This window comes from Metabacillus arenae, from assembly GCF_014773385.1.
Classification (GTDB): Bacteria; Bacillota; Bacilli; order Bacillales; family Bacillaceae; genus Metabacillus_D; species Metabacillus_D arenae.
The window spans coordinates 1-8791 of the sequence record NZ_JACXAI010000068.1; the positions used below are offsets into that span (position 1 = coordinate 1).

7 protein-coding genes are annotated in these 8791 nt (G+C 35.8%); all 7 read left to right on the top strand.

All coding sequences use genetic code 11. The features are described 5' to 3' along the window. Positions 1-276 precede the first annotated feature (276 nt). The 7 genes from IC621_RS25850 (at position 277) to IC621_RS25880 (ending at position 8630) form a co-directional block, all read left to right on the top strand. Entirely contained in the window at positions 277-1068 is a 792-nt protein-coding gene (locus IC621_RS25850) for a hypothetical protein (protein WP_191162887.1), read from the top strand. Positions 1069-2048: 980 nt separating this feature from the next. Then, the gene (locus IC621_RS25855; RefSeq protein ID WP_191162888.1) at positions 2049-2903 is read left to right on the top strand and encodes a PRD domain-containing protein; all 855 of its coding nucleotides are present in this window, start codon (positions 2049-2051) and stop codon (positions 2901-2903) included. 203 nt (positions 2904-3106) lie between these two features. Continuing rightward, positions 3107-5038: a beta-glucoside-specific PTS transporter subunit IIABC gene (locus IC621_RS25860; RefSeq protein ID WP_191162890.1), complete on the top strand. Its 1932-nt coding sequence runs from the start codon at positions 3107-3109 to the stop codon at positions 5036-5038. A 66-nt stretch (positions 5039-5104) separates the two neighbouring features. Then, positions 5105-6571 carry a glycoside hydrolase family 1 protein gene (locus tag IC621_RS25865; RefSeq protein WP_191162892.1) on the top strand — a complete coding sequence of 489 codons (1467 nt, stop codon included), beginning with the start codon at positions 5105-5107 and terminating at the stop codon, positions 6569-6571. Between the two features lie 24 nt (positions 6572-6595). Continuing rightward, on the top strand, positions 6596-7135 hold the full coding sequence (locus IC621_RS25870) for a hypothetical protein (protein WP_191162894.1): 540 nt from the start codon (positions 6596-6598) through the stop codon (positions 7133-7135). Positions 7136-7597: 462 nt separating this feature from the next. Further along, positions 7598-8221, top strand: coding sequence for a cytochrome c biogenesis CcdA family protein (locus IC621_RS25875; RefSeq protein WP_318153125.1), 624 nt, complete (start codon positions 7598-7600; stop codon positions 8219-8221). A gap of 205 nt (positions 8222-8426) precedes the next feature. Further along, positions 8427-8630, top strand: a complete 204-nt coding sequence (locus IC621_RS25880) for a hypothetical protein (RefSeq protein WP_191162896.1) — start codon at positions 8427-8429, stop codon at positions 8628-8630. The last annotated feature ends 161 nt before the right edge of the window (positions 8631-8791 follow it).

Below are 8791 nucleotides of genomic sequence, written 5' to 3' on the forward strand. Positions count from 1 at the left end.
GCTTAAGGTCTTTCAGATGACTTCAGTCTTAGTTAACGACTTTAGTCGTCGACATTTATGTCAAAATCCACCTGCTTTAGCAGGTGGTCGTTTAAGGGTGTTTTAAAACTAAAATAAAGTGATATTGTTCAAAGGGTGCTTTAGTAAAATAACTGAGATGCCATTTTTACAGCTTTTTCGTATTTTCTAATATTCCACAAACGAGCACAATTCTTTAATAAGGATTGCGTAATTCTCATATTTGACAAAAAAAGCGACATTGGAGGAGTGAAAAGAATGACTGACAATGAAAAATTCTTATTAGAAAAACTTAAAAATGAAAATATGGAATCTTTAACAAAAAAAGGTAGAAAAGCAGAATTAGAAAAATACTGTTCATGGATAGGTGTTCCTAAAAGTGGATCTGCAAAAGAGAAAGCCAGTAGGCTTTTGTATTGGTACGATTCGAAAACCTATAAAGATAGATTAGAAAAATATGAAAATCTAAAACTAAAAATAGATGTGAAGCCTGGGCTTTTTCATGGAAAAACGGTAAGGAAAAATATCTCACAAAATTTGTGGCTAAAGAAAATAAGGCTTGAGATCTTATCTAAATATGATTTTAAATGCTCTATATGTGGTTACAAACCAGTCGAAAGTGAACGGAAACAACTTCATGTTCATGAAATTGAATCTTATGACATTGAAAATGGAATTTGCGAATTAAAAGGATTGGAATTGATCTGCAGATTTTGCCATAGTTTCCATCATATCGCGCGGACATATAGCATAGCTACTAAAGCGCAGATGGAGGAATTAATATCTCATTTTACAAAAATAAATGAAATCGGAAGAGAAGAATACCACGATTATTTTAGATTATTAAAACACGCATGGAGAAATGAGAGTGATAACGCTATAAAAAGCAACGTTAAATATGATCCTCACAAAAAAGTAAGGTTTAAAATAAGTTTTGATATACCATATAGAGACCAGGTAATAGAACAATTAAAGAAAAAAGATTTATACGAAAACAATGGTGGTTTGGAACAGCCGTTGGAACAAGAAGAAAAGCTCAGTATGACATAGTAGAACACCCTGAAACTTGGTTTTCTGAATCAGAATTAGAGGATTTTTGGAAAGAAAAATAATGGAGCATTTAAAACTAAAAAACTCCCTTAATGTCGGTGTTTTTTTAGTTTCATAATTTGACTTAAGTATTGAATTTCTATAAATACTATTTATGACAACATTTATAAAGTTGATGCTGTTAATAGTAACAATAAAGTTGTTTAAAAAACGCCAGGCATACTATTCAACAATCGGGCGCTTATATATAGTATCCGTTTCAAATCCTTGATATGGTGCACCTTTTATCATTGTTTACATGTAACCATAGAAAGGCGTTTAAGGACTTGACTTGGAGCCTCTGTGGGCATGATTGGTCTTGAAAGGCTGAAGCCGTTGTTTCATCAGGCATGCAAGCCTATCATACCCACCCCTCCAAGTAAAGTCCTATCGTTGTTTACGTTGAAAACTATAATTACTTACTCAATATAATAAGAAAACAAAGATAGAAAATATGCTGTTTTTGTATCGCTATTAACGATGAATACGGTCAAAAATCATACTACATATAAGGGCCAGATTCTTGAATAAGTGATTGATAAAAAATAGGGAATTTTGAAATACTTATCATTATGATAAAGAGGGCAGTTTAAATGAAGAAGTAATAGCAGATGTGGAAAAAAGTTTTACTTTTCAATCAAGATGTATTACCTCCCTTTACGAAAAATGCTTTCCAAAATTCCATACAGAAAATATTAAGCAACTAAATATCTTCTGTTGCAATAGGAACCTTTTTAGGGCAAAAGGACAGATGTATATAGAGAAATGGACTATGTTTGTTCACATCTTACCATTTGACATCGTTTTCATATCGTGGTATATTATTCTTACTTAATTATAAATGGATTGTTACTGATTCGATCAGGCATTACCGTGTTAAAAATACACTTTCGTATTTTTAAGATGGCATTTTTGTGTTTTAGGATATGGAGGAAAGTCCTGTGAAATACATTAAAGCTTATAATAATAACGTGGCTTTAGTTGAAGATTCCTCTGGGCTTGAGTGGATTGTAATGGGGACAGGGATCGGTTACCAAAAGAAAAAGGGTGATCCGATTGATGAGTCTAACATTCGCCGCAAGTTTGTAGCCGAGCAGTCAACTGCCCGAAAACCATTAATGCAAGTGTTGGATGAAATGGATTCTGAGGTTTTGGATGTTTCTGTGGAAATTATTAAGAATGCGGAAGCTCAACTCGGTACTACTTTTAATAATAATATTTATTTAACGCTTGCCGACCATTTGAATTTTGCGGTCAAGCGAGCCAATGAACATATTGATTACGGGGATACGAATCGCTGGGAAGTTAAAAATTTGTACCCGAAAGAATATATGGCGGCTCAAGATGCTATTCGTCTTGTTTTTGACCGTCTTGATGTGCTGCTCCCTAAAAGCGAGGAAACCTTTTTAACCTATCACTTCGTCAACGGACAGCAGGCAAAAAAGACGAAAATCGATGAGACACTGAAAATGACGGAAGTGATCAACCGCATCATTGAAATTGTACAATACCATTTTCAACTTAAGCTTGATGAAGAATCGTTAAACTATACTCGCTTTATTACTCATTTGCGTTATTTCTTTATTCGTCAGTTCAAGCAAGACTCTGCTGATGGAGAAGAAATGGATATGACGCTTTTGGAAGTTGTCAAAACAAAGTATGAAAAAGCATACCAAGCAGTCGAAAAGGTCTCGGCGCTACTGAAGCAAAAATATGGCTGGACGCTCACTGTGAATGAAAAACTGTATTTGACATTGCATGTCTGGCGTGTGACGAACCGCCAAAAAAATGAATAGCATCCTTGTGGATTGTTACTGATGTTAATCAGGCATTACCTAAACGGACCAAGTGCAAAACACTTGTCTCTGTTTGGGTATTTTTTTTGCAAAAAAAGAAAGGATTAGTAGCAATGAAGGAAATTTATTTCGTGAAAATGTTTAAGAATTTAAAATGTGCTTAAAGGTTTGGACCCAGTCAATAGAAAAAAGGGGGAGTTAAAATGGCTTCACATAAAGAAACAGCAAAACAGGTGGTTGAGAAAATCGGCGGCCGAGAAAACGTGAATCAGGCTTGGCATTGTGTTACCCGTCTGCGATTCAATGTGAATGATAAAGAGAAAGTGCAAGTAGAGGACATTAAAAAAATCAATGGTGTCATGGGAGCGCAGTTTTCAGGGGATCAATTCCAAGTCATTATTGGAAATAAAGTTGCAGATGTGTTTGCTGAAGTTGAGCCGCTTGTTGGCGGATCATCAGGAAGTGAAAGGAAAGGCGAGAAACAAGGGGTTGTCTCGCTGGTTATGGATTTTATCTCAGGTATATTCACACCTATTTTACCTGCCCTTGCAGGTGCTGGTCTTTTAAAAGGTTTTATCGCCTTATTTGTAACATTAGGTTGGCTTACAACTGAAGGAGACACATACCAGGTCTTGAATGCGATTGGTGATAGCGTCTTTTATTTCATGCCATTCTTCCTAGCGGTATCATCAGCAAGGAAAATTCGTACGAATGAATATTTAGCACTTACTGTTGCCGGTACACTCATGTATCCAACCTTTATTAACGCCTATAATGAGTTGGCAGCAGGAGGACAAGTACAAGGGTTTGACCTATTTGGCTTGGGTATTATCAATATTCCGATTATCAATTATGCTTCAAGTGTCATTCCAATTATCCTGAGCGTCATCCTGCTCAAGTATGTATATGAATTTGTGAAAAAGTTTGTCCCATCTGCTGTTTCATTGATGTTTTCACCGATGATTGCTTTGCTCATTGTCATGCCATTGACATTTTGGCTGATAGGTCCGCTTGGAACAAACATCGGGAACATGCTTTCAGGCATTTTTGCTTGGTTATTTGAACATGCTGGTCCTGTTGGAGGACTATTAATGGCTGGTTTAATGCCAATCATTATCATGACAGGCATGCATTATGCCTTCGTTCCAATCGCGATCCAGAACTTATCACAATTTGGCTACGATAATATCATTTCACCTATGATGTTTATTAGTAATTTGGCGCAAGGTGGAGCTGCCTTTGGTGTAGCGGTACGTACGAAAAATAAACAATTGAAACAGCTGGCTGTTTCAGCTGGTATTTCAGCGATTGTCGGTATTACTGAACCTGCGATGTATGGGGTTAATATGAAGTTGAAAAAACCGCTTATTTACGCGATGATTTCAAGTGGTATTCTTGGAGCTTTTGCAGGATGGTATGGTTTTAAAACATTTACGATGAGCGGTCTGCTCGGCATTTTCACCATTCCTGCATTTGCAGATCCAAGTGGTGCGATGGGTAGCTTAATTGTTGCTATTATCTTCTTTGCCCTTAGTATTATGCTTCCGTTTATCATGGTTCTTATCCTCGGATTTGAAGATCTTCCAGAGGATGGGGCTGGAGCAGCAAAACCGGCAGCTGAAAATGATGCACAAGCAGCTGACAAAACAGTGGAGAAAAAACCAGCAGCAACTGGTAAGCAAGTCATTGTCCAATCTCCATTAAAAGGAACAATTGTACCTTTAGCAGAAGTATCAGATCCAACTTTTGCACAAGAAATTATGGGGAAAGGTATTGCCATTGAGCCAGATGAAAATCGGGTAGTTGCTCCTGTTTCAGGTTCAATTATGGTGCTCCCGGATTCACAGCATGCAGTCGGTATCAAAGGGGACAATGGCGAAGAAATTTTGATTCATGTCGGTATTGATACAGTCTCATTAAAAGGGAAGCATTTCAAAGGTCTCGTCAAGGAAGGTGACCGCATTGAAGTGGGGCAGACACTGATTGAATTTGATCGTGAAGCAATTCGAAAAGAAAATTTACAAACAGTTACGATGATGATTGTGACAAATACGTCTGAGTACCTTGACGTCTTAGCCATTAATCAATCAGGTCCAATTTTTGAAGGGGAACAGGTATTAACACTTATAAAGTAACCGTTTTGGAGAGTGCAGAGCAGTGCTCTCCAAACATTCCAAATTTCAGAAAAGGAAGTGGAGAATTTGAGTAAAGCAATAACAGGATTTCAACCAGGATTTTTATGGGGCGGCGCAACGGCCGCAAACCAAGTAGAGGGTGCTTATAATCTTGATGGAAAAGGTCTTTCAACTGCAGATATGGTTCCGTGGATTCCAAAAGAAAAACGTGGCTTGGGATTTGCGATGGACGTTACAGCCGAGTATATTGAAGATGTACTTGCCGAAAAAATAAATGACCGTTATCCAAAGCGAGATGGCATTGACTTTTATCACCGTTATAAGGAAGATATTGCCCTATTTGCAGAGCTTGGATTTAAAGTATTCCGTCTTTCTATTAACTGGGCACGTATTTTCCCAAATGGTGATGACGCAGAGCCGAATGAGGCAGGTCTGCAGTTTTACGACAATGTCTTTGATGAACTAAAAAAATACGACATTGAGCCGCTGGTGACGCTGTCACATTACGAAACTCCGCTTGCTCTTACTAGAAAATACAATGGCTGGTACAGCCGCGAATTAATCGGCTTTTATACGAAATATGCAGAAACAGTATTTAAGCGCTACAAAAACAAAGTGAAATACTGGCTGACTTTTAATGAAATCAATGTTATCACACATAGTCCATACACAGGCGGCGGTATCTTGGTTGGTCAACTGCCAGAAAAAACGAAGGACCAAATCGCTTACCAAGCAGCACATCACCAATTTGTAGCAAGTGCCCTTGCTACAAAATTGGCACATGAAATCATTCCTGAATCTCAAGTCGGCTGTATGCTTGCCCGTATGCAAACATATCCAGTAACAAATCATCCAGATGATATCCTTGAAGCACAACGTCAAAACGATTTGAACTTATTCTTTACGGATGTCCATGTAAACGGTGAATACCCTGCATTTATGTACCGTTACTTTGCTGAAAATAATGTTTCAATTAATAAGGAAATTGGTGATGACGAGATTCTAAAACAATATCCAGTTGACTTCATCTCATTCAGCTACTATATGTCCATATCTGTCACAACACAGGGAGAGCGTGAACAAGTGGCAGGTAACATGATTGAGGGAGCAGTGAAAAATGAATACCTTGAAACTTCCGACTGGGGCTGGCAAATCGACCCTAAAGGACTGCGTGTCACTCTACGTGATTTCCATAACCGTTACGGCAAACCATTATTTATAGTAGAAAATGGTCTTGGTGCTTATGATAAAGTCGAGGAAGATGGTTCAATCCATGATACGTACCGTATTGATTACTTGAAAAAGCATATTGAGCAAATGAAGGAAGCTGTTAAGGATGGCGTTCATCTTATGGGTTATACTGCTTGGGGGCCTATTGACCTTGTCAGCATGTCAACATCTGAAATGTCAAAACGCTACGGCTTCATCTATGTTGACCAAGATGATGAAGGAAACGGAACGTTGAACCGTTCTAAAAAAGACTCATTTGCTTGGTACCAAAAAGTGATTACCTCAAACGGGGAAGAATTGTAATCAATATTTCCAAGCAGCCTGTTGATGAAGCTTCAAAATAGAGTAACTTTTTGGTGGTATAATAATATCCTTTTTAAATCTTTTAGAACGTTAGCTAATCAAATGAAACATAATAATACTATAGTGTTTGACGAGTTAAGAGAAAAAGTTGAGAAATTCAATGTGAATATAGGAAATTCAACAATAGATTTAAAAAAGGAAAATAAATCTCTACAAGTTACTAATTATGCTACAGATGCAACAAATCCTGATGAAGTAGTCTGTCACATTGTAACAAAAATGAATGAGACCGTAGATAGCTTCAAAAATGCATACCTTGTGGACATAAATTTTATTAACGGTGAAGAATTTAGGGCAATTGATTATTTACGATTAGATACAGTAATAAGCCTTCAAGATGTTTATAATAAGGCTATAAATTATGGTAATAAGTTAATTGACTTATACGAAGAATTATATAAAGTTATAGTACCTAATTTCGAGTTATTACCAACATTATCAGGACCACCAGCCGTTAGTAAAATTACTGAAGTTAATGTTGATGATTACTTTAAAAAACTTTAATTATGAGTGAATATTCAAATTTAAACAACTGTTAAAAACACCGTCTAGGTTAACTGGACGGTGTTTTATGTGATTATAAGGGGTACGGAAACGATTCGTATATTGAGGGGTTACTATGAAAAAAAACAAAAATCAAGAAACGTTTAATGTCAATAGAGTTGCTCCAGAAAAGGGCGCTTATCCGTAATAAGGTAAACGTCTTTTTTTGTAGCAAAAATTGAGTTAAATGCTGAATTTGAAATAAACAAAAGGGAAAATAGTTGAAAAAGCCAAAGTTTTCCTTGAAAATTTTGTTAAACGTTCATTTTTTATTCATCCTAACTTACTTTAGTGATGTATAGTGTAATAGGAGGGATTAAATGGAAAATGTAACTTTTATCTTAGCTTTTTTGGGTGGATTATTAGCCTTTGTACCCTTGTTGTTTGCCGTTATATCCATCATTTGTTTCATACATAACTGGTATGTCTCTGAACGAATTAAAAGGTGAAAAAACCAATTTCGATAAAAAGAATATTTTGCTGCATTCTGTATTTTTTTCAATTGGCTTCTCGACTATTTACTACATATTAGGTTTTTCATTTAGTGGGATCGGTTCACTTTTTATGAATTATCAAGACCTTATTAGAATGTTAGGGGCTATTTTTATCGTATTAATGGGGCTTTTTATGTTAGAAATTATTCAACCTAAATTCATGCTTAAAGATACTCGTATTCACCAAAAAAAGAAAAATGTAGGTTATTTAAATTCTTTAATTATTGGATTGGGTTTTTCAGCCGGTTGGACTCCCTGTATTGGACCGATTTTTAGCTCTATAATGTATGCAAACTTTATGAACCCTAATCCATCCGAGACATTTGTGAATGTAACAGCATATTCTCTCGGGTTTTGTGTACCTTTTATTATCATGGCTTTTTTTATTAGCAAAAAAAAAAATATTTTAAAGCATTCACAAACATTAATGAAAATAGGTGGAGTAATCATGATAATAATTGGTATATTACTCTACTTCGATAAAATGACTTATTTCAATATTTGGTTTTCAGAATTCCAATATCGTATTTATGATTGGTTCAATATCTCTTAATTATATTGAGGTAAAGCAAGTGAGTATTATTCTTTTTGCTATCATTCATATCTTAATAGGATTAGCATTAATTTATTTTTATGGTAAATTACCTAAAGCTATAACGACATTTGGATTTGTATTTTTAACTATGAGTTTTATTTATTTTGGTTCGGTTTTATCGGATATTTAGCTTGAATTAATTGAAATTAAAGGTGATGACAATATGGGTCCTACTTATATAACTTATACAATGCCGATCCTCGTAGCTTGGATTGGAGTATTTTTAATTATGTTTATCATCGCAAGAATATTTTCATTGTTAGGAAAAGTGAAGTGGAGCCCATTTGCTAAAACGACATGGAAAACTGATTTTTGTATTAGTTTAGGTATTGCTACATTATTCACTTTTCTACCTAGTCTTTTGTAACAAAAAGGGATCCCTATGCCTTTAATATTATCTTGATATCGAGTCTTCAAGAAAAGGGCGCTTTAATGGGTGCGAAATGTTCCTGATTCAAATGAAATGTGGTCACACAATTTCGGTAAAGGTCAGGCAGTTTTAGGTCTCTGAAACTGAAGGGTTATGTC